Source organism: Mesorhizobium sp. M0991 (assembly GCF_040318915.1).
Lineage (GTDB): Bacteria > Pseudomonadota > Alphaproteobacteria > Rhizobiales > Rhizobiaceae > Mesorhizobium.
On record NZ_JAMYNE010000001.1, the window covers coordinates 727,768 to 751,819 of the forward strand.

Consider the following 24,052-nt stretch of genomic DNA (forward strand, 5'->3'; position numbering starts at 1 on the left):
TAATAGATAAAAAACAGCATTATGAGCATATCAGCCATTAGCCACCAGCCAGCCATTAGCCACTAGTAAGACAGCAACTCACGGGAGGAGTATGACATGAAGAAAATATTCGTTTTGGGCGCCCTTGCGGCAATGCTTGCCGCAGGCACCGCGCTTGCCGACACCAGCGGCAAGAAGATCGCCTTCTCCAACAATTACGCCGGCAATTCCTGGCGGCAGGCGATGCTGGACAGCTACGCCATCGTCACCAAGAAGGCGGTTGCCGACAAGGTGGTCGGCGCCGCCGACGTCTTCACGACGGCCGACAAGGAAGTGCCGACGCAGGCAGCCCAGGTGCAGAACCTGATCCTGCAGGGCTATGACGCGATCGTTATCAATGCGGCGTCTCCGGATGCGCTCAACGGCGCCATCAAGCAGGCCTGCGACGCCGGCATTGTCGTCGTCTCCTTCGACGGCATCGTCACCGAACCCTGCGCCTACCGGGTGGTCGTCGACTTCAAGGACATGGGCAAGCAGGAAGTCGAGCAGATGGCCAAATTCCAACCCAAGGGCGGCAACCTCCTGGAAATCCGCGGCCTCGCCGGCACCTCGATCGACGATGCCATCCATGCCGGCATCCTCGAAGGCGTCGCCGCCCATCCCGAGTTCAAGATCGTCGGCTCGGTGACCGGCGACTGGGACCAGACCACGGCACAGAAGGCCGTAGCGACGATCCTGCCGTCGCTGCCGGATGTGGTCGGTGTCGTCGACCAGGGCGGTGACGGCTATGGCGCGGCGCAGGCTTTCGCCGCTGCCGGCAAGCCGCGCCCGACCATCATCATGGGCAATCGCCAGGACGAGTTGCAGTGGTGGAAGGAGCAGAAGGAAAAGGACGGTTACCAGACCTGGTCGGCATCGATCGCACCGGGCGTATCGACGCTTGCCTTCTGGGTGGCGCAGCAGGTGCTCGACGGCCGCACCGACGTGCCGCACGACCTGCTGGTCCCCTATCTTGCCTTCACCCAGGACGATTTCGAGGCCGCGCTGCCGAAGATTCCGAAGGGCGGCGTCGCCAGCCACGAATACACGCAGGAAGACGCCGTCGCGGCGATCAAGGCCAACATCAAGTGAGCATGGCACTATTGTTGCCGCCACAGATAACCGGGTATCGTTAAGGGATGCCCGAGGCCAGTGCAGACATCATCAGGCCTGACGGCGCCGAAAAGCATTTCGGCGCCGTCAGTTTGGACATCATAAGACTGGACGGAGCCGAAAAACATTTCGGCGCCGTCAGGGCGCTCGCCGGTGTCGATTTCAGCGTTCGTGCTGGAGAATGCGTCGGTCTTGTCGGCCATAACGGCGCCGGAAAATCGACGCTCATGCATATGGTGGCGGGCACGCTTACCCCGGACGGCGGGCAGATCGCGGTCCGCGGCGGCGTCGAGGCAAGTTATTCGGTGCCGCGCGCGCAGCAGCTCGGCATACGCTGCGTGTTCCAGGAACTGTCGCTCTGCCCCAACCTCAGCGTCGCCGAAAACACGCGGATCAACCACGCCTCGCTTAATGGCTTCGGCTGGCGGCGCAAGGCGACCGATCTGATCGCCGCCAAGCTCGACGAGATCTTCCCCGGCCACAGCATCTCGGCATCCGACATCGTCGGCGACCTTTCCATCACCAGCCGGCAGATGGTGGAAGTGGCGCGCGCCTTCACGGTCACGCAGGAGCCGCTCGAACTGGTCATCCTCGACGAGCCGACATCCTCGCTCGATGCGCATACCGCCGGCCAGCTGCTGGCGTTCGTGCGCCGCTTCATAGCCGCCGGCAAGAGCTGCATCCTAATCTCGCATGTGCTGGGCGAAGTGCTCGGAAACGCCGACCGCATCGTCGTGATGCGTGACGGCAAGGTCGTCGCCGCCGGGCAGGCCGATCAATTCGACCGCGACAGGCTGGTGACGGCGATGGGCGGAGCGGAGGCGCGCGAGAAGGCCGCGGCCGAGATTGCGAGCGGCAAGCCGGAGCCCGGTCCGCTGCGGGTCCGGGCGCGTCCGGCGCGACAGCAGGACGGCAACGAGCTTGTCGCCCGTGCCGGTGAGATCATCGGGCTTGCCGGGCTTGCCGGGCATGGGCAGACCGATCTTTTGCTGGCGATCTTTGCCGCGGCTTCCCGCGCCAAGACCGGCATCGAGGTTACCGCGCCGGTGGCGCTGGTTGCCGGCGACCGCCAGTCGGACGGGATTTTTCCGCAATGGTCGATCGCCGAGAACATCGGCATCCGTTCGCTGGCGCGATTGCGCAACGGCCTTTTGATCTCGCCGCAGCGCGAAGCTGAGCTCGCCGAGCTGTGGCAGCGGAAAATCGGCATCCGCACGCCCGACATGAACAACAACATCTTCTCGCTGTCCGGCGGCAACCAGCAGAAGGCCTTGTTCGCGCGGGCGCTCGGCTCCGACGCCAAGATCGTGCTGATGGACGATCCGATGCGCGGCGTCGACATCGGCACCAAGCTCGAAGTCTACGACCTCGTGCGCGAAGAGGCTCGCCATGGCCGCACATTCCTCTGGTACACCACCGAAACCGAAGAGCTCGACAATTGCGACCACATCTATGTGTTCAAGAACGGCCGGATCGTCGCCAACCTTCGCCGCGACGAACTGACAGAGGAAAAGATCATCCAGTCCTCGTTCGGCGACGCGGCCTGAGATGACAGCGGTATCCATCGAGAATGGGCTAAAATCTTCGGCTCGCGCCACGAGGCGGGCGCGCACGCTGCGCAGCCTGCTGCCGGCACTGTCGCTGGCGCTGGTGCTCATCGCCATTGCCTGGCTCAATCCGCGCGCCATCAGTTATTTTGGCTTCAGCCTGATGCTCAATCTGGCGATCCCGATCGCGCTGGCGACGATCGCGCAGATGTTCGTCATCGCCGGCAACGAGCTCGATCTGTCGATCGGCACCTTTGTCGGCTTCGTCGGCTGCGTGACGGCGACGTGGCTGAAGGACGCGCCACTGCTCGGCGTCGTGATCCTGCTCGGGTCGATCGGCGTCTACGCGCTGCTCGGCGCGCTGATCCATCTGCGCAACCTGCCCTCGATCGTGGTGACGCTCGGCATGAGTTTTGTCTGGCAGGGCCTGGCCATCCTGATCCTGCCGAAGCCCGGCGGCAAGGCGCCGGACTGGCTGCTGGCGCTGATGGCCTTCAAGCCACCCTTCATTCCGTTCCCGATCATCGCGGCATTGCTGATCGCAGCCGTCGTCCACTTTGGCCTGATGCGCACGTCCTATGGCGTCATCCTGCGCGGATCGGGCGGCAATTCAGCTGCACTGAAGCGCGCCGGCTGGTCGCTGCTCCGCACCAAGATCACACTGTTTGCGCTGACCGGCCTGTTCGGCGTTTTGTCCGGCATGGCGCTGATCGGCATCACCACCTCGGCCGATGCCAATATCGGCAATGGCTACACGCTGCTTTCGATCGCCGGCGTCATCCTCGGCGGCGGCGAGTTCGTCGGCGGCCGGGTGTCGCCGATCGGCGCCGTCATCGGCGCGCTGACGCTGGCCCTGGCCGCCTCGCCGCTCTTGACGTTCATGCACATTCCACCCGACTGGCAGGTCGCCGCCAATGGCGCCATCCTGATCATCGTGCTGGCGGCGCGGGTGCTGATCAGCCGCAGGGAGAGGTGAGCATGGCCTCGCTGCGGACACTGCTCGCCAGACCCTGGATCTGGTCGTTCTTCGGGGCGCTGCTGGTATGGCTGGCGACCATCGCCTTCACGGGCGGCTATGGAGGCGGCGGCATGATCACGGCGGCGCTGTCGCTCGCCGTCTTCACCGTCATCGTCGGCGTCGGGCAGATGTTCGTCATCACGCTCGGGCCGGGCAATGTCGACCTGTCGCTGCCGGCCAACATCGGCCTTGCCAGCGCCGTTGCCATGAAGGTCATGGACGGCAATGATGCGATGATCGCGGTCGGACTGCTGGCCGCACTTGCCTGCGGCATGGCGATCGGCGCCGTCAACTACCTCCTGATCTGGGCGCTGCGCATTCCGCCGATCATCGCCACGCTGTCGGCCAGCTTCGTCATCCAGTCAGTCGATATCAGCTATGGGCGGGGCTTGCAGATCAAGCCGCCGCCGGGCTTTGCCGACTTCACCAACTGGCAGGTGTTCGGCATCCCGGTGCTGGCGATCCTCACCGTGCTGTTCACCATCGGCGCCGGCATCGTTTTGCAGCGCATGATCTACGGACGCTCGGTGCTGGCGATCGGCCAGAACATCCGCGCCGCCTGGCTGGCAGGCGTCAATGTCGGCCGCACCCGCTTCCTCACCTACACGCTGTCGGGCGCGCTCGGCGGCCTCGACGGTGCATTGCTCGCCGGTTATTTCCGCGGCGCCAACGTCGATATCGGCAATGAGTATCTGCTGGCCTCGATCGCTGTCGTCGTCATCGGCGGCACGTCGGTGGCGGGCGGCAAGGCCAATGTGCCGGGGGTCTGGGGCGCAGCGCTGTTCCTGGTGCTGCTATTGACCATGCTCAACACGTTCGGCGTCAGCGTCGGCGTCCGCCTGGTGCTGACAGGGCTGATCATCGTCGGCGTCATCACCGCGGCCGGCGGGCAGAAGGCGTTGCGCTAAGGCAAGGCCCGACCCGGGGCGCGAGTATATCGGTCCAGTCCGCAAAACACGTGGTTCCCATCCGCATGCCAGCGCTGTAAATCCCGTCGCGCTATTGGCCAACATCATTGTATGAGGTTTGCGTGACCGATTTCGTCAGCACTACAAGGCACGGCAACGTCGCGCTGGTGAGCATCGACAATCCGCCGGTCAACGCGCTGAGCTTTCATGTGCGCGAGCCGTTGATGCGGGCGCTTGTCTCGCTGCGCGACGAGCCTTCGGTGGCGGCAATCGTCATCGCCTGCGCTGGCCGGACCTTCGTCGCCGGCGCCGACATCACCGAGTTCGGCAAGCCGGTGCGGCAACCGGACCTGCGCGCCCTGGTCGCCGTGCTGGAAACTATCGCCAAGCCGACGGTCGCCGCCATTCATGGCACTGCGCTCGGCGGCGGCCTGGAACTGGCGCTCGGCTGCCATTTCCGTGTTGCCGACCAAGGGGCAAGGCTCGGCCTGCCGGAAGTCAAGCTCGGCCTGCTGCCGGGCGGCGGCGGCACGGTCCGCCTGCCGCGTCTCGTCGGTCCGCTGAAGGCGCTCAGCATGATCGTTTCGGGAACGCCGATCGTTGCGGCCGAGGCGCTCGCCGACGGCCTGGTGGATGCCGTCTTCCATGGCGACCTGATCGCGCAAGCGGTGAGTTTTGCGGCCGACATGGTCGCCAAAGGCGGTCCGTTCACGCCGGTGCGCGACCGCAATGATCGCCTCGACCAGGCCGACTTGCCGGCCTTCGACAAGCAGGCGGCAGCTCTTTCCAAAAAAGCACGCGGCCTCAAGGCGCCGATAGCCTGTGCGCAGTCGGTCCGCAACGCCCTGACGCTGCCCTTCGACGAAGCGCTGGCGGCCGAACGCGACCTGTTCCTCAAACTTGTCGCCGGCGACCAATCGCGCGCCCAGCGTCATTTGTTCTTTGCCGAACGTGAGGCGGCAAAGATCCCGGGCAAGGATGTCGGCAAGCGCGAGATCGCCCGGGTCGGCGTCATCGGCGCCGGCACGATGGGCGGGGGCATCGCCATGGCATTCGCCAATGGCGGCGTCCCCGTGACCTTGCTGGAAGCGACACAGGAAGCCTTGCAGCGCGGGCTGGCGACGATCGACAAGAATTATGCCGTTTCCGTCATCCGCGGCTCCCTGAGCGAAGATGCCAAGCGCGAACGGCTGGATTTGTTCAGGGGCAGCACCGACTATGCCGACCTCGCCGATTGCGACCTGATCGTCGAGGCTGTGTTCGAGGAAATGGCGGTCAAGAAGGAGGTATTCGGCAGGCTGGATGCCGTGGCCAAACCGGGCGCGATCCTCGCCACCAACACCTCCTATCTCGACGTCAACGAAATCGCCGCTTCGACGTCGCGGCCGCAAGATCTCCTCGGCATGCACTTCTTTTCGCCGGCTAACGTCATGAAGCTTTTGGAAATCGTCCGCGCCGACAAGACTTCGCCCGACGTGCTGACGACCATCGTCGATCTGGCGCGGCGGATCGGCAAGGTGCCGGTCGTCGTCGGCGTCTGCCACGGCTTCGTCGGCAACCGCATGCTGGCTGCGCGCGGTGCGGAACTGGAGATGCTTCTGCTCGAGGGCGCAATGCCGCGCCAGGTCGACCAGGCGTTCACCGATTTCGGCTGGCCGATGGGGCCGTTCGAGATGAGTGATCTCGCCGGCCTCGACATAGGCTGGCGCAACCGCAAGGCGCGCGGCCAGACGGCGGCAATCGCCGATGCACTGTGCGAACAGGGGCATTTCGGCCAGAAGACCGGCAGCGGCTTCTATCGCTATGATGACGGTTCGCGCACGCCGCTGCCCAATCCCGAGGTCGAGGCGCTAATCCGCAACAAGGCTGCCGAGCGCGGCATTGCACCGCGCCCGATCGGCACCGAGGAGATCATCGAGCGGACGCTCTATCCGATGATCAACGAGGGCGCGAAAATCCTGGAGGAGGGAATAGCCGCCCGCGCGTCCGATATCGACGTCGTCTGGGTCAACGGCTATGGCTTCCCGGTCGGCAAGGGCGGACCGATGTTCTGGGCAAGCCTCGAAGGCGTGGACAAGATCATCCGGCGGCTGGATCACTGGCACCAGCAGACCGGCAAGGACGTCTTTCGGGTGGCACCTCTGCTCAGGCAGATGGCCGAAACCGGTTCCTGGGACGGTGCTGCCGGATAAATGTGGACTACCGAATCCGCGCGTCCATGATCTCGACGAAACGTGCGAACAGGCCGGCCTGCGATTTGATCTTGAGCTTGCGGTAAATGTTGCGGCGATGAACTTTTACGGTTCCCGGCACGATGCGCATCGCCCTGGCAATCGATTCCGTGGAATGGCCCTGAAGCACCAGATCGACGACATGCTGTTCGCGCGGCGTGAGCGAAAGGCTCTTCCAGATGTGAGCACGTTCGAACTCGCTGACCGGAGCAATCGCCTCGTCTTGCTTCGTCCCAACCGGTCCGTCAGCCGGAAGGATAGGCCAGCGCAGCCTGATGAGGCTGATCACCGCAGGCGCCATGTCGCGCAGCAACCTGGCATCGGCGGTTCCGAACGGCCCCGAAGCGCGCAATCGCATTAGCGAGAGCACCAGCGCGTCCTTTCCCGGCAGCGGCACGAAGAAGCCGACCTCCTCCGCAAGCCTGGTCTGGCTGTAATAGGAGCGGTAATATTCGCTGGCATAGAAGCGGTCCGGCGCCAATTCGCGCATGCGCCAAAAGCCTTCCTTGCGCTCGACTGCCGCATGGTGGAACGGGTCGAGCAGATAAGGCCCTTCCTGATAGAGCGCGACGAAGACGTGGCTTTCGGCCGGCGAGAATGTCTCGAACAGCAGCGGCGGGCGTGAGGCGCCGCGATAGCCGAAGATCACGCAATGATCGAAGCTGACATGCTGGCGGAGCCAGGCGACCATTGCTTTGCCGAAAAGCTCGCCGCTCGTCTCCCGCGTCGCTGCGATGAGCGCAGCGAGCCGGCTGTATTCATCGCTGCGCGAAACGCTCAATTCATACCCCTCCAAACGAGAAAATAGACGAAATATACCACCTGGGAGGTATATACTAGCTGCCATTGGCTCTGATAGCGTTTCGAGGTTAGCTACCCGCAGGAGCCCGCAGCTTTGACCGCAGTGCCCGATGTCGAGTTTCGCGGGGTCACCAAACGCTACGGCAGCGTGACCGCGGTCAGCGGCATCGATCTTGTCATCCCGCCGTCTGCCTTTGTCGCCTTACTCGGGCCGTCCGGCTGCGGCAAGACAACCTGCTTGCGCATGATCGGCGGCTTCGAACAGCCAAGCGAAGGTGTGGTATTCATCCGTGGCCGCGACATGGCCGGCACGCCGCCCTATCGGCGGCCGGTCAACATGGTGTTCCAGCAATATGCGTTGTTTCCGCATCTGGATGTGGAGGACAACGTCGCCTATGGCCTCCGCCAGGCGCGGCCGCGCCTGTCGTCGCGGGAGATCAGCCTGAAGGCAGGCGAGGCGCTAGCCATGGTTCGGCTTGCCGGCTATGGACGCCGCAAGATCCATGAGCTTTCCGGCGGCCAGCAGCAGCGTGTCGCCCTGGCGCGGGCGCTGGTCAACAAGCCGGCGGTGCTGCTGCTCGACGAGCCCCTGGCGGCGCTCGACAAGAAGCTGCGCACCGACATGCAGATAGAGCTGCAGAATCTGCAGCGCGAGATCGGCATCACCTTCGTCTTGGTCACCCACGATCAGGAAGAGGCACTGTCGATGAGCGATTTCGTCTGCGTCATGAATGGCGGGCGCATCGTCCAGCTTGGGCAGCCGAGCGAAATCTATGACGAACCCGCCGACCTCTTCGTCGCCGACTTCGTCGGCAAGACCAATCTCTTGAGCGGCAAGGTCGTCGGGCTCTCGGGCAAGCTCGTCGAGGTGGCGCTTGCCGACGGCACTGTCATTGCAGCGCGCAAGCGGACTCCGCTAGCTCAGGGTGAAGCCGTTTCGGTCAGCCTGCGCCCTGAATCGCTAAGCCTCGGCGCGCCCGGAAGCGGCCGGCTGAACGGGCTTGTCCGCAACCGGATCTTTCTCGGTTCGACCGCGGAATATGCAATCGAGGTCCAGGGCATCGGGACACTGCTCGCCAAGGCCGATCATCTGGTCGGCGGTGGAAATCTCTTCAAGCCGGGTGAACCCGTCGCCGTCGGCTTTACAGCCGGAACGCCGCTGGCGTTTCCGGAGAATAACGGGACCAACCAGTGGGAAAACAAAAATGTCGAAATCGTATCGTGACGGACTGCCGATAAGCCCTGAAAAATTCGTCGACCAGTTGATGCGCCTCAAGCGCGGTTCCATCGGCCGCCGCGAGTTCCTTGGCCTTACCGGCCTTGGTCTCGCTACCGCGGTAATGGCCCGCGAACTCGGCATCATGCCGTCGCCAGCCTTCGCCCAGGAGGGGCTTGGCGACCGCATGTCGATTGCCACCTGGCCCAATTATCACGACCCGGCGACGTTCGAGAATTTCAAGGCCGAGACCGGTGTTGCCGTCGAGGTCAACGTGTTCGGGTCAAACGAGGAGATGCTGGCCAAGCTGCAGGCCGGCGCCTCGGGCTGGAGCCTTTTCGTTCCGACCAACTACACGATCTCGACTTACAAGAAGCTTGGCATCATCGAAGCGCTGGATATGGCCAAGCTTGCCAATTATGACGGCTCGCAAGAAGACCCGCGCTTCACTGGGGAAGGCACCATCGACGGCGTGACCTACGCTGTGCCGAAGAATTGGGGCACCACCGGCTTTGCCGTCAACACCAAGAAACTGGCCAAGCCGATGACGAGCTGGAAGGAATTCTGGGACACGGCCATGGCGGAGGGCGACGGCCGGACCATGGTTCATGATTACCAGCTGACCACGATCGGCAACGCGCTGAAATATTTCGGCTTCTCGTTCAACTCGCTGAAGCCGGACGAACTCGCCAAGGCGGAGGAATTGCTGCTGAAGGTCAAGCCGCATCTGTTCGCGGTCTCCAGCGACTACCAGCCGTCGATGCGTGCCGGCGACGCCTGGATGACGATGTGCTGGACCAATGACGGGGCGCAGCTCCACCGCGACATCCCCGAAATCGCCTATGTGCTTGGCAAGGAAGGCGGCGAGATCTGGACCGACTTCTACGCAATCCCCAAGGATGCGCCCAACAAGCCTGCCGGTTATGCCTTGCTCAACTATTTGATGAACCCGAAAGTCGCGGTCAAGGAGCACCTGGCCAATGGTGCGCCTTCCACCGATGCGCGGGTCAATGCGCTGCTGCCCAAGGAGGTGCTGGAAAATCCGATCCTCTATCCGGCGGCGGATCTGCTGAAGCCACTCGAATTCGGTGCAGCCGCGACCTTGACCGATCCGGGCCGGGCCGAATTGATGGCACGCTTCAAGTCGGCTTGACCGGGGCGGACCATAGGTCCGATGCAGGCAACTCCCCCGGCGGGCAGATGTCCGCCGGCACCGGGGCGGTTTTTTCAATGCGCAGCAATGTTTTTCGTCACAATCTCCTGACCGCCCTGCTGCTCGGTCCGGCGACCGCGTGGCTGTTGGTGTTTTTAGTTTTGCCGTTCGTCGCGATCACCGTCTTCAGTGTCGGCGAGCGGGCGCCGGAAGGCGGATATCAGGCCGCTTTCACCTTGGCGCAGTATGCCAATCTTCCGGCGCGGGCGACCGCCTTCTGGAACACCATGGTGCTGGCGCCGGCGGGTGCACTGGCCTGCCTTCTCGTTGCCTATCCGGCCGCCTATTACCTCGCTTTGCGCGCGCCGGAACGGTGGCGACTGATCCTGCTGGCGCTTGTCGTCATCCCGTTCTGGACCAGCCTGCTGATGCGAACCTATGCCTGGATGTATGTGCTTGGCGGGCGTGGCATCCCGGCTCTGCTGGCCTATGTCGGGGTCGAGGACGTGCGGCTGATCAACACGCCGGGAGCGGTTCTGCTCGGCATCGTCTATGGTTACCTACCGCTGATGATCCTGCCGATTTATGTTAGCCTCGAGCGGCTCGACCGCCGGCTGCTGGAGGCCTCCGCCGATCTCGGCGCGACGCCGCTCTCGACATTCCTCGGCGTGACGCTGCGGCTCTCTTTGCCGGGTGTGATGACCGGCTTCTCGCTGGTCATTATCCTGCTGCTCGGCGAATATCTGATCCCGACACTGCTCGGCGGCGGCAAGGTCTTCTTCATCGGCAACGCGCTGGTCGATCTGTTCCTGCAATCGCGCAACTGGCCATTCGGGTCGGCAATCGCCATCACGCTTGTGGCGGTTTCCGTGGTCGTGCTGCTTGCCGCGAACCGCATTTCGACCCGGCTTTCGGGTGCCCGCCGGGTGGACCTGATCTGATGCGTGCCTTCGTCGTTGCGGTCTTCGCCTTTCTCTACCTGCCGATCGCGCTGGTGGTGCTGTTCTCATTCAACGCCGGCCACCACGCCAGCGAGTTCACCGGCTTCTCGGTGCAGTGGTACGGCAAGGCACTGGCAAACCCTTTCCTGGTCGAAGCGCTGAAGAACAGCCTGTTCATCGCCACGACCAGCGCCTTGCTGGCGGCACTCTGCGGCACGGCGGCGGCGCTAGGCCTGGCGCGTGTTGGCGCCCGAACACGAGCCGTCTTCGATGCCCTCCTGGGGGCTGCGATCGTCGTTCCGGGCGTGGTCATCGGCATCTCGACACTGGTCGCGCTGGTCCAGCTGTTTGGGCTCGTCAACCCGTTTGTCGCTTCGCTGTGGCCGAACGACCAGCCACCGCGCCTGGCGCTTGGCTATGGCTCGATCATCGCCGCGCACGGGCTGTTTTCGATGGCGCTGGTGGCGATGATTGTCGGCACGCGCCTCGGCAGCCTCGACCGCAACCTGGTCGAGGCCTCGAGCGACCTCTATGCCACCCCGCTGACGACGTTCCGCAGCATCGTGTTGCCGCAGATCATGCCGGCGGTAATCGCCGGCTTCCTGCTCGCCTTCACATTCTCCTTCGACGATTTCATCGTCGCTTTCTTCGTCGCCGGCGCACAGACGACATTGCCGATCTATGTCTTTGCCTCGATCCGGCGCGGGGTCACGCCGGAGATCAATGCCATCGCGACGATCGTGCTTGTCGCCTCCGTTCTGCTCGTGGTGCTTGCCCGATGGCAACTGCGGCAACGAAAACCATCACACTGAAAGATAAAAAACATGATTCTGAGAGATCGCATCGCCTTGGTGACGGGTGCCGGGTCGGGGATCGGGCGTGCCGGCGCCATGATGATGGCCAGGGAAGGCGCGCTCGTGGTGATCGCCGACAGGGACCAGGCGGCGGGGGAAGCAACCGCTTCCGACATTCGTGCGGCCGGCGGTCGGGCCGAGGCAGTCGCCACCGATGTCGGCGAGGATGCGGCGGTCGAGCAGCTCATTGCAGGAACGCTGGGCCGGCATCGGCGGATCGACATCCTGCACAATCATGCCGGGATCCAGGTCGGCGGCACGCTGACCGAAGTCGGCGCCGACGGCATGGATGCCTCCTGGCGGATCAATGTGCGGGCGCAGTTCCTCGCGGCCAGGCTGGTCATGCCGTCGATGATCGCGCAAGGCGGCGGGGTGATCCTGAATACCGCCTCGAATTCGGGTGTGTTCTACGACCGCGAAATGATCGCCTACGCAACGTCAAAACATGCAGTGGTGGCGATGACCCGGCAGATGTCGCTCGACTATGCCAAACACAATGTCCGCATCAACGCGCTGTGCCCCGGCTGGGTCGATACGCCCTTCAACGAACCGTTCATCACGCAGATGGGCGGGCGGGCGGCGATCGAAAACTATGTCCGCACCAAGATCCCCATGCAGCGCTGGGCCAGCGCGGAGGAAATCGCCGAAGCGATCCTGTTCCTCGTCTCCGACCGCTCGTCCTTCATGACCGGCCAGGCGCTGGTGATCGACGGTGGCGAAAGCGTCGGCTGATCCGCCGCTCCCCGCATTTAGGAGCGGAAGATATCCTCTTGGCCTAACGGCCGGCGGCGAGATGTGCTTTCGTCTCAAGGAGAATGCGGCCAACATGGCTGGGCCGGGAGCAGAAATCGTCAGCGCAAAAGGGAAGGCTTCATAATGGCCGAGGCCTATATCTGCGACTACATCCGCACGCCGATAGGACGCTTCGGCGGTTCGTTGTCTGCGGTCCGCGCCGACGATCTTGGCGCGATCCCTCTGAAGGCGCTGGTCGAGCGCAATCCCGGCGTCGACTGGGCTGCCATTGACGACGTCGTCTATGGCTGCGCCAATCAGGCCGGCGAGGACAATCGCAATGTGGCGCGCATGGCGTTGCTGTTGGCCGGCCTGCCCAAGGAGGTTCCCGGCTCGACAGTCAATCGCCTCTGCGGTTCGGGAATGGATGCAGTGATGATTGCCGCCCGCGCCATCAAGGCCGGCGAGGCGGAGCTGATGATATCAGGCGGCGTCGAATCGATGAGCCGTGCTCCGTTTGTCATGCCGAAGGCGGAAACCGCCTTTTCGCGCAATGCCGAGATTTACGACACCACGATCGGCTGGCGCTTCGTCAATCCGCTGATGAAGAAGCAATACGGCGTCGATTCGATGCCTGAGACCGGCGAGAACGTGGCGGAAGAGTTCGCGGTCTCCCGCGCGGACCAGGATGCGTTTGCCGTGCGCAGCCAGGACAAGGCGGTCGCCGCACAAGCCAATGGCCGCCTGGCGAAGGAAATCACGCCGGTGACGATCCCGCAGCGCAAGGGCGATCCGGTGGTCGTATCAAAGGACGAGCATCCGCGCGCGGGTACGACCGTCGAAGCGTTGGCCAAGTTGCCGACGCCGTTCCGGCAAGGCGGCACGGTCACGGCCGGCAATGCGTCGGGCGTCAACGACGGCGCGGCGGCGCTGATCGTCGCCTCGGAAGCAGCCGTGAAAAGATACGGGTTGACGCCGATCGCCCGTATCCTCGGCGGTGCCACTGCCGGCGTGGCGCCGCGCATCATGGGCATCGGCCCAGTGCCGGCCACGCAAAAGCTATGTGCCCGGCTCGGCCTGACGCCGCAGCAATTCGACGTCGTCGAGCTCAACGAGGCCTTTGCCTCCCAAGGCATCGCCGTGCTGCGCCAGCTCGGCATCGCCGAAGACGCGGGGCACGTCAACCCGAATGGCGGCGCCATTGCGCTTGGCCATCCCCTCGGCATGTCCGGGGCGCGCATCACCGGCACGGCGGCATTGGAACTGCGCGAACGCGGCGGCCGCTACGGCCTCGCGACCATGTGCATCGGGGTCGGCCAAGGCATTGCGGTGGCGCTCGAGAGATTGTGAGCAAGCGTGGGTTTGCCGGGCCATTTAATGGCGCGTTCCGCCCACTCAAATTTGACCATGTGGACAAAAGCCGGGCACCGCTCCATAGTTCCTTCGCCGATATTCCAGAGAAGAGAGCCGGCTCGACACGGCGCCAATCAGAGGGGCATGCAATGGACAACGGGAAGAGCAGAATCCAATCGAAACGCGAAGGACTTTCGCGCCGCAATGTGCTGGAATTGGGCGCGCTCGGCCTTGCGGCGGCGATGCTGCCGGGCAGCGCCTTCGCTAAGACAAAGAAGCTGAAAGTGGCGGCGATCTTCGCCACGCCGATCGAGGAGCCGTGGGACAACCAGATCCACGTCGCCCTGCAGAAGGCCGAGAAGGAACTCGGCATCGAATACAAATGGTCGGAGAAGGTGCAGACCGCCGATTTCAGCCGTGTCATGCGCGAATATGCGCAAGGCGGCTATGAGCTGGTGCTGGGCGATGCCTTCGCCGCCGAGCGCGAATCGCGCAGGACCGCCAAGCAGTTTCCGAAAACGGCCTTCCTGTTCGGCTCCGGCGCTGGCCCGGCCGAGCCGAATTTCGGCGTTTTTGACAACTGGATCCACGAGCCGGCCTATCTGTCCGGGATGATCGCCGGAAAGATGTCGAAATCGGGCACGATCGGCACCGTCGCGGCGATGGGCATTCCGGAAGTGAACCGGCTGGTCAACGCCTTCTTTGCCGGCGCCAGGGAGGTCAATCCCAACATCAAGAAGAAGGTCGCCTTCATCGGCTCGTTCTTCGATCCGCCAAAGGCAAAGGAAGCGGCCGTCGCCCAGATCGATGCCGGCGTCGACGTCATCTATGCCGAGCGCTTCGGCGTCATCGAAGCGGCGGCGGAGAAGAAGATCCTCGCCATCTCCAACATGTCGGACCAGTCGAGCCTCGGCCCCGACACGGTGATCACCGGGCCGGTCTGGGATATGTATCCGACCGTCGAGCAGGCGATCAAGCTGGTCAAGGCCGGCGTCTTCACGGCGCAGGACTACGGCGATTTCTCGCGCATGGCCAAGGGGGGCTCCTACCTCGCGCCCTACCATAAATTCGACAAGACGCTGCCGGCCGAGGTCAAGGAACTGGTCGAGAAGAAGAAGGCCGAGATCCTCGATGGCAATTTCCGCGTCGACGTGGATGAGAATACGCCGGTCTCGGACTGAGAGATCCCTCCCCCTTGAGGGGAGGGTGGCCCGCAGGGCCGGGTGGGGTCCTCAGCGACGCGCTCCATCGTCTTAAGTCAAAGTCGAGGCAGCTGAGGTGACCCCTCCCGCCTCGCTTCGCTCGGTACCCTCCCCTCAAGGGGAGGGGTATCCGCGCCATCAACCCACCGGGAGCCATCTTGCCCGCCCCTCTCATCGAAATGCGCGGCATCTCCAAGAGCTTTGGCGCCGTCAAGGCGAACGAAGCCGTCGATCTCAGCGTCGCGCCGGGAGAGATCCTCGGGCTGCTCGGCGAAAACGGCGCCGGCAAGACGACGCTGATGAATGTGCTGTTCGGCGCCTATGCGCCTGACGCCGGCGAGATCCTGGTGCAGGGCCGGCCGGTGGCGATCAACAGCTCGGCCGATGCGCTTGCCGCCGGCATCGGCATGGTGCACCAGCATTTTCATCTCGCATCGCGGCTTTCGGTGCTGGAAAACCTCTTGATCGGCATTCCCGGCAGATCGGGCCGGATCGACCGGCCCGGCGGGCTGGCGCGGCTTGCCGAGATCGGCCGCCAGCACGGGCTGACGCTCGACCCGGACCTCCCCGTCGCGGCGCTGTCGGTGGGCGAGCAACAGCGGCTCGAGATCGTCAAGGCACTGTTTCGCGGCGCAAGGCTGCTGATCCTCGACGAGCCGACAGCGGTGCTGGCGCCAACCGAGGTCGACGGACTGTTTTCGGCGCTGCGCTCTATGGCGGCACAGGGGCTCGGCATCATCTTCATCTCGCACAAGCTCAACGAGGTGCGGGCGCTGACGCATCGCTGCGTCGTGCTCAGGCACGGGCGCGTTGCCGGCCGCGTCGATGCGCCGGCCAGCACGACATCTTCGGAGATGGCGCGGCTGATGTGCGGCCACGAGATCGTGCCGCCGGCCAGGGGGCCATCGACGCCGGGTGCGGCGGTACTGACGCTCGACGGCATCTCGACATCGCAGCATTCCGGCATGGCGCTGCGCGACGTGTCGCTGTCTGTACGTGGCGGCGAGATCCTTGGCATCGCCGGCGTCTCCGGCAATGGCCAGCGCGCGCTTGCCGAGGTTATCTCCGGCGTGCGAGCGCCCGATGCGGGACAGATGACGATAGCCGGCAAAGCAGTTTCGCGGTTCTCGCCGCGCGACGTGCAGGCGCTCGGCCTCGGCCGCATCCCGGAAGACCGTATGACGACAGGGCTGGTCACCAATCTGCCGCTCGCCGATTCCATGGTGCTGCCGCGCATCGGCACGGCGGCGTTCAGCCGCAACGGCCTGCTCAAGCCGGATGCGATCCGCGCCTTCGCCGAGGCGCAGATCAAGGCCTACGATATACGTTGCCCCGGGCCGATGACGCGCGCCGGGGCGCTTTCCGGCGGCAATCTGCAAAAGGCGCTTCTGGCGCGCGAACTCGCCTTCGATCCGAAGGTGCTGGTTGTTTCGCAGCCGACTCGCGGCCTCGATATCGGCGCCGCGCGCTTCATCCACGAAAAATTCCTCGACATGCGCGCCAAGGGCTGCGGCATCATCGTTATCGGCGAGGATCTGGAAGAGTTGCTGATGCTCTCGGATCGTATCGCGGTGATGTATGAGGGCCGCATCGTCAGCACGCTGGACAGCGCCGATGCCAGCGTTGCCAGACTCGGGTTGATGATGACTGGGGCGGAGGGAAAGGCTTGATGTTCCGTCTCGAGGCCCGCACCTCAACGCCCACCTGGTTCAATCTGGCGCTGCCGCTGCTCGCCATCGGGGCGGCGCTGATCCTGTGCAGCGGCCTGATCGCATTGGCCGGCGCCGGTGTCGTTGAGGCCTACGGCGTGATGTTTTCGGCGTCGCTGGGCGACAGCTATGCCATCACCGAAACGCTGGTGCGTGCCACTCCGATGATCTTCACCGGGCTTGCCGTGGCGGTCGCCTTCCGCGCCAAATTCTGGAACATCGGCGCCGAAGGACAATTGCTGGCCGGTGCGGTGGCGAGCTGTGCCGTCGGCGCCAGCCCGATGCCGGGTCCGCTCGCCATGCTGCTGATGGCGCTGGCGGGCGCCGCCGCCGGCGCGGCCGTCGCCCTGATCCCTGCGACGCTGCGGGTGAAATTCAGGGTCGATGACGTGGTCAGCTCGCTGCTGCTCAATTCGGTCATTTTCTACGCACTGATGGCGCTGATCGAGGGGCCATGGAAGGATAGTTTCAGCGGCTACCCGATCTCGCCGCCGATTGAGGATACGGCCAATTTTCCGGTGCTGCTCGAAGGCACGCGGCTGCATCTCGGCGTCGTCGCGGCGCTGGTCGCAGCACCCCTGATCTGGTTCGTGGTCGCGCGTACGACGCTCGGCTTCCGCATCAGGGTCATCGGCGAAAACCCCGAGGCGGCACGCTATGGCGGCATCAATGTCGAGCGGGTGCTGATTTCGACGGCGCTGCTGTCTGGCGCATTGGCCGGCCTTGCGGGCGTCGGCGAGGTCGGCGGCGTGCATTTCCAGGTGATGAGCGACATCTCGCCGGGCTATGGCTATTCCGGCATCGTCGTCGCCATGCTGGCGAGGCTCAATCCGCTCGGCGTGGTGCCGGCGGCGATTTTCCTTGCCGCGGTGATGACCGGCGCCGAGGCGATGTCGCGGGCGACCGGCGTTCCGGCCTTCCTCAGCGACGTTATTCAGGGAACGGCGCTGCTCGCCATGCTGGTGGCGCTGCTGTTCACCGCCTATCGCCTCCGCCGCGTGGGAACAGCCAAATGAGCGCGGTGCTGGAGCAGATATTCCAGGTCGGCTTCCTGGCCGCGATTATCCGCATCGCCACGCCGCTTGCCTTCGCGACGCTGGGCGAAATGTTTTCCGAACGCGCCGGGGTGCTTAATCTCGGTATCGAAGGCATCATGCTTTTGTCGGCAATGACCGGCTTCACCGCGGCGAGCCTCAGCGGCAGCCTCTGGCTTGGCGTGCTAGCGGCGGTGCTGACCGGGGCGCTGATGGGCGCCGTGCACGCGCTGTTCACGGTGGCGCTCGGCCTCAGCCAGCATGTCTGCGGCATCGGCGTGACGCTGTTCTCGTCGGGCCTTGCCTATTTCCTCTACCGGCTGATCTTCGGCCAGCAATCGGTGCCACCGAACATCAAGGGGTTCGAGACGCTGCCGATCCCGATCCTGTCCGGCATTCCGGTGCTTGGGCCGGCGGTGTTCAACCAGTTTTCGCTGGTCTACATGGCGATGCTGTCTATTCCCCTGGCCGCCGTCGTGCTCTACCGCACACCGTGGGGCCTGTCGGTTCGCATGGTCGGTGAAAACCCGCGGGCCGCCGATTCGGCAGGCGTCAGCGTCATCGCTACGCGCTTCCAGGCGGTGATTCTCGGCGGTGCCTTGATGGGGCTGGCCGGTGCCTTCCTGTCGATGGCGCAGTTCAACGCGTTCACCTTCGGCGTGGTTTCGGGGCGGGGCTGGGTGGCAATCGCACTCGTCGTTTTCGGCCGCTGGGATCCGTGGCGATCGGCAGGCGCGGCACTGCTGTTTGCCTTCGTCGACGCCTTGCAGTTGCGCATGCAAGCGAGTGGGCTCGGACACATTCCTTACGAGGCGTTCCTGATGCTGCCGTTCATCTTCACCATCGTCGCTATGGCGGTGATGTCGCGCAATGCGGTAGCCCCGTCGGCGCTGCTCAAGCCGTTCCGGCGCGAAGAGCGGTAGCGGCGCTTCGCCTTTCACATCGCGGTGAAGCCGTTGTCGACGAACAGATGGGCGCCGTTGACGAAGCTGGCCTCGTCGCTGGCCAGGAACAGGGCTGCCTTCGCGACCTCTTCCGGCTCGCCGATCCGTCCTTGTTGCGCCGCCATTGCCGCGTCGGAGACATCGACGCCGAGTTTGTCGAGATCGGCGACCTCGCGCAGGCCATGCGGTGTCCTGATGAAGCCTGGACAGACCGCATTGCAGCGGATGTTGCGGTCGCGGAACTCGACGGCAATGGCGCGCGCGAACATGTGGCAGGCACCCTTGGTAGTGTCGTAAAGCACCTCCATCGGCGTTGCCGCCACCGCCGAGATCGACGAGGTGCAGACGATGGAACCGCCGCCGGCGGCGATCATGCCGGGCAGCACGGCGCGCGTCATCAGGAACATCGAACGCACATTGACGGCATGCAGCCAGTCCCATTCCTGCAGCGTGGTCTCCAGGAAGGGCTTGATGACGATGGTGCCGGCGTGGTTGAACAGAACCGTGACCGGGCCGAATTTTTCCGTCGCGCCCGTCACCGCCGCTTCGACCTGCGCCTCATCCGATACGTCGGCGACCCAGTGCTCGGCGACATGGCCGCGTTCCCTGATTGCCGCTGAGGTGGCGGCAGCCGCTTCGCCGTTGCGGTCGATGATCGCCACCTTGGCGCCCTCGGCCGCGAAAAGCTCCGAGGCCGCACCGCCCATGCCCGTCGCGCCGCCCGAAATGATGGCGACCTTGCCGGCCAGTCTTGTGCCCATCTTTTGCTCCCTGCTGCCTTGCCGTGACGTCCCGGCTTTCCGCTGAAGCAGCGATGCTATCCTTCGTCCATTGGATCGCCAAGGAGCCACAGACACGTGGACCTGACATTTTCTGCCGTCATCCCGGCGTGCCTCAAAGGCAGCGCTAAGCAGTAAAAGCACTAAGTTGTCCGCCGTTTGGAGAAAATTGTTCTAAGGATCGCGCGAAAATAGCACTCGACAAAGTCTACTGATTTTATAGATTAAGCGCCGAGACGGAGGTCGATATGTCCTATAGCCAGAACGCTCAGACTGCCCGCAAAGGCCAAAGGCTGGGTTCCGACCAGGTGTGGCGGCCGGCCTACGCCGGCGCTTTCGCCTATCTCGTCTTTGCCCTTGCGTTTGTATTCACCGGGGCAGTGGTACTGGGGCTGATCCCCTGATTGTCAAGGCTCTGATCATCGAGGCTTCCTCGGGATAGCGGCCTGCCGTTTGCAGAAATTCCGGAGTTGATGAACCGAATGCCGGTGCGCTTTTGCGCGCCCTGATTCCAACGTGATGGAGGAGATGGCAATGCCGATCGAGTTCACGCATGTTCCCGGTAAGATCCACGCTGCCGACGCCAGCTTTTTCTATGACTTTGTCGAGACCGCGACGAAGCTGTCACTGATCGAGGATGCCGGATTCCAGAGGATCGTCATCGACGACCAGGCCGGGCTGCTGACCAATATGGACCTTGCCGCCCAGACGCTGGACCGTACCTCCTCCCTGGAGGTCGTGCTCACGCATTGGGCGGGCGTGATCGAACCAACCGTGGCGGCGCGGCAGCTTGCTGCCCTCGACCAGAGAAGCGGTGGCCGGCTGTCGCTCAGGATGCTCAGCGAGCCGCTGAGCGACGACGATGCCGAGGCACGTCCGGCCGGCCATACGGTGGTCTGGCAACGCATCGACGAATATCTGGTGCTGCTGAAGCGGTTGTGGTCGAACGACAGGCCGTTCGACCATGAAGGCGCCTTTTACAGCGTCAAAGGCGGCTATGTGCCGCACAAGGGGCCGCATGGTGCCGACGTGACCATCCGCATGGGCGGGCAGTCGGGCACCGCGCTCAGGGTCGCGGGCAGGCATGCGGATGTGTTCGAGCTGGCGCCGGGCTCGCTTGCAGAAATCCGCCAGTCAATGGAGCGCGTACGCGGCGCTGCCGCCGAACACGGTCGGGCCGGCAAGCTGCGGTTCGCGCTTCCCGTCCGGATCCGTTCGGAAGACAAACCGGCCGCCTCCTGCCAGAAGGTGGTCGAACTTGCCGAGCCGCCGGCGCAGGTCGCGCTGTCGCTGCTTTCCTACGCCGCTTTGGGGATCAAGGAGTTCATGATCGTCGGCGTCGACAGGCCGCGCGAGATTGCGACTGCCGGCCGCGAGGCGATTGCACTGCTGCGCAACTCGCTGGCATGGCGCGAGGCGGATGCCCCTGCGTCAGGGACGTTTGCGTCACGCGCGATACCGGGCCCGCGAGCCGAGTGCTGAAGAGCCACCGTCGTCACGCACCTTGGCTGACGGACCCTACCACCATTCCGGGAAAGCCGCGTGAGCGGCCCTGGCCAGCGTCGGGATTTCCTGATCGGGAACGGAGCTGTAGGGCCAGAGCAGTCGCGGGCCGAGCGGCGCCCAGCCGCCGGCCGCCGCCATCGCCTTGTCGAGTGCTGCATCGCCGACATCGTAACGGGTGCGAAACGGTAGGACATGTGTGGCGAGGAAGGCCTGTATGCGGGCCTCGACCTCGGCAGCGGCGGCCGTGTCGGTGCGGATCATTTGCCACCATCGTACCGCGCCCTTCGGGTTGAGGCAGGCAACGTTGGAATAGCTGCCATGGGCCCCTCCAGCATAGCCTGTTGCCAGCGTGTGGCCGGGGACGAAGACGGAAAATCCGTCCAGTTTGCGACGCATATCGGCATACCAGCCGGCGTCGCCGCCCGGCAGCTTGGCGCCGACCAGCGATGTCACGGCCGCACGCAGCCTGGCGATGGCGTCGAGCGTCAGGCGGCGCTTGGCGTGCGGCGGGTTGTAGAGCACCAGGGGCGTCTCGGGCGCAGCTTCGCAGAGGCCGCCGGCAAAGCGCATGATCTCGTCGTCACTGGGCGGCCACCAGTCGGGCAAGGTGAATTGAGCCGCCGTCGGGCGAAGTGCGGCGACCCGCGTCAGCCGCTCCAGCGCGACGCGCGGATTGGACTGGCTGATGCCGATCTGGAAAGGAAGGCGCGCGCGGCCGGCTATGGTTGCGACCAACTCACAAAGCCGGTCAAATTCGGGCTCGGTCTGGCAATGGAATTCGCAGGCCGTGCCATTGGAATAGACGCCGTCGACGCCTGAGGCGCAGAGCCGGGCGATCGTCTCTTCCGTCGCCTGCCAGTCGATCGCTCCGCGATGGTCGATGGCCAGCATCACTGCGCCCCAGACGCCGCGCGGCGCGTGTGCGGGCAAGCAGGCCAGGTGGTTGTTAAGGTCAGCGTGCACCGGCGATCTCGTGTTCGCGGCGGGTTTCGTTCGACGCAAAGGCAGCCTCGATAATGGCGATGATCTTGCGTGCATAGATACCGTCGACCGGCACCGGCGTGTCGTCGGCAATGGCATCGCGCATTGCGCTCCATTCGCGCACCAGCGCGTTATGCATCCAGTTCGGCTCAAAGGAACCGGGCAGCTCGGTCCAGACCGTCTCGCGGCCAAGCATCGTGCCGCGATCCATGTCGATGCGCAGCGTTCCCCGCTCGCAGACCAGATCCATGGCGTAGGTGGTGGCGCCGGTGCGATAGCCGACGCTCTGCACCTGGCCGATGCCGCCGCCGGCGAAACGCAATCCAAGCAGGGCGCTGTCGTCTGCTTCCTGGTCATGGAACTTGGCGCCGAGCATGCCGCTCACCGACACGACATCGTCATCCATCAGCCAGACGAGGCGGTCGAGCGCGTGGATGCCGGCCGTCAACAGCATGCCGCCGCCGGTCGTCTTGCGCAGATGCCAATCGCGGCGATTGTGCTCCATCCACAGCTTGATGATCCAGCTCGATCCGGCGAGCGGCCGGCCAAGCGCTCCTTCCTCCAGCTTTTCTCTGGCAGCCATGCAGGGCAGGGCGAAATGCATGAGGTGGGCGACCATCAGCTTGACGCCGCTCTCGGCCACGGCGGCATTGATCGCATCGCAGGCGGCCGCCGTCGGCGCCATCGGTTTTTCGAGCAGGATATGCTTGCCGGCCTTTGCAGCGCCGATGGCCATTTCGGCATGGAGATGGTGCGGGCTGGCAATGAGGACCGCGTCGACCTCCTTGTCGTCCAGCAGCCTTCGCCAGTCCGCGTAGCCGCGGCCGCCATGTTCGACGGTGAATTGCTGCAGCGCATCGGCATTTCCACGAGAGGCGGCAACGAGACGAATGCCTCCAACCTCACGGATTGCCCGCGCATGGGCTGCGCCGAAATCGCCGGCGCCGATAATGCCTATTCCAATCATCGTCCTGCCTTTTCATAAGCGGCGTCGATCAGCGACACCGCCGCAACATAATCCTCGATGGACGCGGACGGAGGCGCGTTTCTCGCCAGCCGGTCAAGCGTATCGCGCATGAACAGACGATAGCGCGTTGCCGGCAGCTCGACCGGCAAGTCGACGATTGCCGCATCGTCGAGCGTTGCGCAGATGGCATGGTCGCCATGATCGACCAGGGTCGCATTGGCACTGACGATGCGCCACTCGAAGTCACCGCCGGGGCGCATCGAAGCAAAGGTGTAGCCGGCCTCGACGATGAACAGCGCTCCGGCCTCGTCTTCCAGCACCAGAAGTACGTGATCCTCGACCGGGCCGGGATGGATGCGGTTCGCGATCGAAACGCTTTTCAGGCCGAGCTTGCCGGTTGCGAGGCTGAGTGCCGCGTCGACGCCGTGTATGCCGAGATTCCTCAACGCACCCCCGCCACCAACCGCCGGGTCGAGGACCCAGGCGACACCGTCGGCGATGTAGCGTTGCGGCGGGCCATTGACCAGCCGGAATTGGCAATGTGCCACTGCACCGGCGCGATCTTGCCGGCGCAGCCGTTCAAATGCCGTGACGGCCGGTCCGAAACGGTTGGGCAGGGGAACAGCGACAAAAGCCTGCTGCTGTCTGGCAATCTCGCGCAGCGCTATCAGTTCCCTCGTATGGCTGGCCGCCGGCTTCTCCAGGATCAGCGGTATCCCTGCCTCGATGATCGCGCGTGCCCGCGCCGGCACCATCGAAGGGTGCCCCATCAACAGGATCACATCCGGCGGGCTGGAGAGTATCTCCGCGAAATCTTCGATAAACGGCAGGTCGCGGTTCGCGGCGAACGCATGCGCTTGGCCAGGATCCTCGTCCCAGATGCCGGCGATCTCCGCACCGTAAAAGCGTGCGGCGTCGAGGTGCATTTCGGCGTGCCAGTGGCTCGAGCCGGCGAGGGCAATCTTCATTCGGAGGCAGCAGGTTTGTTATGGGCTTGCAGGATATCCTACAAGTAGCTATACGACAAGCGGCGGGCAGGCTAATC

General features: G+C 64.2%; 22 protein-coding genes. 17 read left to right on the forward strand and 5 right to left on the reverse strand.

Annotated features, from left to right (window positions below; genetic code table 11):
• The first annotated feature begins 96 nt into the window (after window positions 1–96).
• The 5 genes from NKH70_RS03655 to NKH70_RS03675 all read left to right on the forward strand — a co-directional run bounded on the left by NKH70_RS03655 (window position 97) and on the right by NKH70_RS03675 (window position 6,796).
• Complete coding sequence (locus NKH70_RS03655; protein WP_352468173.1) at window positions 97–1,110, forward strand: ABC transporter substrate-binding protein; 1,014 nt, start codon at window positions 97–99, stop codon at window positions 1,108–1,110.
• A 47-nt stretch (window positions 1,111–1,157) separates the two neighbouring features.
• Complete coding sequence (locus tag NKH70_RS03660) at window positions 1,158–2,678, forward strand: sugar ABC transporter ATP-binding protein (protein WP_352977060.1); 1,521 nt, start codon at window positions 1,158–1,160, stop codon at window positions 2,676–2,678.
• 1 nt (window position 2,679) lies between these two features.
• A complete protein-coding gene (locus NKH70_RS03665; RefSeq protein WP_352912956.1) occupies window positions 2,680–3,654 on the forward strand; it encodes an ABC transporter permease in 975 nt (324 codons plus the stop codon).
• A 2-nt stretch (window positions 3,655–3,656) separates the two neighbouring features.
• The gene (locus NKH70_RS03670) at window positions 3,657–4,604 is read left to right on the forward strand and encodes an ABC transporter permease (RefSeq protein ID WP_023678189.1); all 948 of its coding nucleotides are present in this window, start codon (window positions 3,657–3,659) and stop codon (window positions 4,602–4,604) included.
• Window positions 4,605–4,726: 122 nt separating this feature from the next.
• On the forward strand, window positions 4,727–6,796 hold the full coding sequence (locus tag NKH70_RS03675; protein WP_353024814.1) for a 3-hydroxyacyl-CoA dehydrogenase NAD-binding domain-containing protein: 2,070 nt from the start codon (window positions 4,727–4,729) through the stop codon (window positions 6,794–6,796).
• A gap of 7 nt (window positions 6,797–6,803) precedes the next feature.
• On the opposite strand, the gene NKH70_RS03680 is transcribed toward NKH70_RS03675, so the two are convergent.
• Complete coding sequence (locus NKH70_RS03680; RefSeq protein ID WP_352912954.1) at window positions 6,804–7,616, reverse strand: helix-turn-helix transcriptional regulator; 813 nt, start codon at window positions 7,614–7,616, stop codon at window positions 6,804–6,806.
• A 114-nt stretch (window positions 7,617–7,730) separates the two neighbouring features.
• Here NKH70_RS03680 and NKH70_RS03685 point away from each other — a divergent pair, with 114 nt between their 5' ends.
• From NKH70_RS03685 to NKH70_RS03730, 10 genes are all read left to right on the forward strand, one after another.
• The gene (locus NKH70_RS03685; RefSeq protein ID WP_352912953.1) at window positions 7,731–8,861 is read left to right on the forward strand and encodes an ABC transporter ATP-binding protein; all 1,131 of its coding nucleotides are present in this window, start codon (window positions 7,731–7,733) and stop codon (window positions 8,859–8,861) included.
• Window positions 8,842–10,005, forward strand: a complete 1,164-nt coding sequence (locus NKH70_RS03690) for an ABC transporter substrate-binding protein (protein ID WP_353024815.1) — start codon at window positions 8,842–8,844, stop codon at window positions 10,003–10,005. The genes NKH70_RS03685 and NKH70_RS03690 overlap by 20 nt, the downstream gene beginning before the upstream one ends.
• Window positions 10,006–10,082: 77 nt before the next feature.
• Window positions 10,083–10,946, forward strand: coding sequence for an ABC transporter permease (locus NKH70_RS03695; RefSeq protein ID WP_352912952.1), 864 nt, complete (start codon window positions 10,083–10,085; stop codon window positions 10,944–10,946).
• The gene (locus NKH70_RS03700; protein WP_352912951.1) at window positions 10,946–11,758 is read left to right on the forward strand and encodes an ABC transporter permease; all 813 of its coding nucleotides are present in this window, start codon (window positions 10,946–10,948) and stop codon (window positions 11,756–11,758) included. The genes NKH70_RS03695 and NKH70_RS03700 overlap by 1 nt, the downstream gene beginning before the upstream one ends.
• Window positions 11,759–11,770: 12 nt before the next feature.
• Window positions 11,771–12,532, forward strand: a complete 762-nt coding sequence (locus NKH70_RS03705) for an SDR family NAD(P)-dependent oxidoreductase (protein WP_353024816.1) — start codon at window positions 11,771–11,773, stop codon at window positions 12,530–12,532.
• Window positions 12,533–12,676: 144 nt separating this feature from the next.
• Complete coding sequence (gene pcaF / locus NKH70_RS03710) at window positions 12,677–13,882, forward strand: 3-oxoadipyl-CoA thiolase (RefSeq protein WP_352912949.1); 1,206 nt, start codon at window positions 12,677–12,679, stop codon at window positions 13,880–13,882.
• A 152-nt stretch (window positions 13,883–14,034) separates the two neighbouring features.
• Complete coding sequence (locus NKH70_RS03715; RefSeq protein ID WP_352912948.1) at window positions 14,035–15,066, forward strand: BMP family protein; 1,032 nt, start codon at window positions 14,035–14,037, stop codon at window positions 15,064–15,066.
• A 179-nt stretch (window positions 15,067–15,245) separates the two neighbouring features.
• A complete protein-coding gene (locus NKH70_RS03720) occupies window positions 15,246–16,757 on the forward strand; it encodes an ABC transporter ATP-binding protein (protein ID WP_502908311.1) in 1,512 nt (503 codons plus the stop codon).
• The gene (locus NKH70_RS03725) at window positions 16,757–17,812 is read left to right on the forward strand and encodes an ABC transporter permease (protein ID WP_352912947.1); all 1,056 of its coding nucleotides are present in this window, start codon (window positions 16,757–16,759) and stop codon (window positions 17,810–17,812) included. Before NKH70_RS03720 ends, NKH70_RS03725 begins: the two co-directional genes overlap by 1 nt.
• A complete protein-coding gene (locus NKH70_RS03730) occupies window positions 17,809–18,753 on the forward strand; it encodes an ABC transporter permease (protein WP_352718417.1) in 945 nt (314 codons plus the stop codon). The genes NKH70_RS03725 and NKH70_RS03730 overlap by 4 nt, the downstream gene beginning before the upstream one ends.
• Window positions 18,754–18,767: 14 nt before the next feature.
• Here NKH70_RS03730 and NKH70_RS03735 read toward each other — a convergent pair whose 3' ends face one another.
• A complete protein-coding gene (locus tag NKH70_RS03735) occupies window positions 18,768–19,535 on the reverse strand; it encodes an SDR family NAD(P)-dependent oxidoreductase (protein ID WP_352912945.1) in 768 nt (255 codons plus the stop codon).
• A gap of 266 nt (window positions 19,536–19,801) precedes the next feature.
• On the opposite strand from NKH70_RS03735, the gene NKH70_RS03740 reads away from it, so the two are divergent.
• The gene (locus NKH70_RS03740) at window positions 19,802–19,957 is read left to right on the forward strand and encodes a hypothetical protein (RefSeq protein WP_023678176.1); all 156 of its coding nucleotides are present in this window, start codon (window positions 19,802–19,804) and stop codon (window positions 19,955–19,957) included.
• Between the two features lie 130 nt (window positions 19,958–20,087).
• Window positions 20,088–21,035 carry an LLM class flavin-dependent oxidoreductase gene (locus NKH70_RS03745; RefSeq protein WP_352912944.1) on the forward strand — a complete coding sequence of 316 codons (948 nt, stop codon included), beginning with the start codon at window positions 20,088–20,090 and terminating at the stop codon, window positions 21,033–21,035.
• Window positions 21,036–21,071: 36 nt separating this feature from the next.
• Here NKH70_RS03745 and NKH70_RS03750 read toward each other — a convergent pair whose 3' ends face one another.
• Genes NKH70_RS03750 through NKH70_RS03760 form a run of 3 tightly spaced genes read right to left on the reverse strand, consistent with a single transcriptional unit; the run spans window position 21,072 to window position 23,975 of the window.
• On the reverse strand, window positions 21,072–22,022 hold the full coding sequence (locus NKH70_RS03750; RefSeq protein WP_352912943.1) for a dihydrodipicolinate synthase family protein: 951 nt from the start codon (window positions 22,020–22,022) through the stop codon (window positions 21,072–21,074).
• Window positions 22,012–23,007, reverse strand: a complete 996-nt coding sequence (locus NKH70_RS03755; protein ID WP_352912942.1) for a Gfo/Idh/MocA family protein — start codon at window positions 23,005–23,007, stop codon at window positions 22,012–22,014. The genes NKH70_RS03750 and NKH70_RS03755 overlap by 11 nt, the downstream gene beginning before the upstream one ends.
• A complete protein-coding gene (locus NKH70_RS03760; protein ID WP_352912941.1) occupies window positions 23,004–23,975 on the reverse strand; it encodes a Gfo/Idh/MocA family protein in 972 nt (323 codons plus the stop codon). The genes NKH70_RS03755 and NKH70_RS03760 overlap by 4 nt, the downstream gene beginning before the upstream one ends.
• Window positions 23,976–24,052 lie beyond the last annotated feature (77 nt).

Excerpts from the sequence above, each read along its gene's own strand:
- NKH70_RS03655 (WP_352468173.1), top strand. The coding sequence starts at position 97 with ATGAAGAAAATATTCGTTTTGGGCGCCCTTGCGGCAATGCTTGCCGCA.
- NKH70_RS03660 (WP_352977060.1), top strand. The coding sequence starts at position 1,158 with ATGCCCGAGGCCAGTGCAGACATCATCAGGCCTGACGGCGCCGAAAAG.
- NKH70_RS03665 (WP_352912956.1), top strand. The coding sequence starts at position 2,680 with ATGACAGCGGTATCCATCGAGAATGGGCTAAAATCTTCGGCTCGCGCC.
- NKH70_RS03670 (WP_023678189.1), top strand. The coding sequence starts at position 3,657 with ATGGCCTCGCTGCGGACACTGCTCGCCAGACCCTGGATCTGGTCGTTC.
- NKH70_RS03690 (WP_353024815.1), top strand. The coding sequence starts at position 8,842 with ATGTCGAAATCGTATCGTGACGGACTGCCGATAAGCCCTGAAAAATTC.
- NKH70_RS03695 (WP_352912952.1), top strand. The coding sequence starts at position 10,083 with ATGCGCAGCAATGTTTTTCGTCACAATCTCCTGACCGCCCTGCTGCTC.
- NKH70_RS03700 (WP_352912951.1), top strand. The coding sequence starts at position 10,946 with ATGCGTGCCTTCGTCGTTGCGGTCTTCGCCTTTCTCTACCTGCCGATC.
- NKH70_RS03705 (WP_353024816.1), top strand. The coding sequence starts at position 11,771 with ATGATTCTGAGAGATCGCATCGCCTTGGTGACGGGTGCCGGGTCGGGG.
- pcaF (WP_352912949.1), top strand. The coding sequence starts at position 12,677 with ATGGCCGAGGCCTATATCTGCGACTACATCCGCACGCCGATAGGACGC.
- NKH70_RS03715 (WP_352912948.1), top strand. The coding sequence starts at position 14,035 with ATGGACAACGGGAAGAGCAGAATCCAATCGAAACGCGAAGGACTTTCG.
- NKH70_RS03725 (WP_352912947.1), top strand. The coding sequence starts at position 16,757 with ATGTTCCGTCTCGAGGCCCGCACCTCAACGCCCACCTGGTTCAATCTG.
- NKH70_RS03730 (WP_352718417.1), top strand. The coding sequence starts at position 17,809 with ATGAGCGCGGTGCTGGAGCAGATATTCCAGGTCGGCTTCCTGGCCGCG.
- NKH70_RS03735 (WP_352912945.1), bottom strand. The coding sequence starts at position 19,535 with ATGGGCACAAGACTGGCCGGCAAGGTCGCCATCATTTCGGGCGGCGCG.
- NKH70_RS03740 (WP_023678176.1), top strand. The coding sequence starts at position 19,802 with ATGTCCTATAGCCAGAACGCTCAGACTGCCCGCAAAGGCCAAAGGCTG.
- NKH70_RS03745 (WP_352912944.1), top strand. The coding sequence starts at position 20,088 with ATGCCGATCGAGTTCACGCATGTTCCCGGTAAGATCCACGCTGCCGAC.
- NKH70_RS03755 (WP_352912942.1), bottom strand. The coding sequence starts at position 23,007 with ATGATTGGAATAGGCATTATCGGCGCCGGCGATTTCGGCGCAGCCCAT.
- NKH70_RS03760 (WP_352912941.1), bottom strand. The coding sequence starts at position 23,975 with ATGAAGATTGCCCTCGCCGGCTCGAGCCACTGGCACGCCGAAATGCAC.